Below are 375 nucleotides of genomic sequence, written 5' to 3'. Positions count from 1 at the left end.
CAGATTACATTGGAGTTGGGCTCGCCTTGTTGGGCGCTGGTGTGATTGCGATCGGGCACAAGGCAGGCTAATCAGACTTTGCCTGCTGCCGACGTAATATTAAATAAACAGCAGGCACCACAAACATCGACAACAAGGGGGCCGTAATCATCCCACCCACCATAGGTGCGGCAATTCGTTGCATGACCTCCGAGCCAGTTCCTGCACCAAACATGATGGGGACCAGCCCGGCAATGATGACGGCAACAGTCATCGCCTTTGGCCTCACTCGAAGCACGGCGCCTTCCCGGATGGCATACAGCAAATCCTCCTGAGTATCATTGCCTGCCCTGACGCGGCTTTCCCAAGCCTGCTTCAGGTACAGCAGCATGATCA

The 375-nt window shown here is 55.2% G+C and carries 1 protein-coding gene; it reads right to left on the bottom strand.

The features are described 5' to 3' along the window. Window positions 1-67: 67 nt before the first annotated feature. The coding region (locus tag H8L32_RS28485; protein WP_186951012.1) for an efflux RND transporter permease subunit at window positions 68-375 on the bottom strand (308 nt) is incomplete at its 5' end.

Source organism: Undibacterium hunanense, assembly GCF_014284335.1.
GTDB classification, from domain to species: domain Bacteria; phylum Pseudomonadota; class Gammaproteobacteria; order Burkholderiales; family Burkholderiaceae_D; genus Undibacterium; species Undibacterium hunanense.
This window is presented reverse-complemented; position numbering and strand designations above follow the sequence as displayed.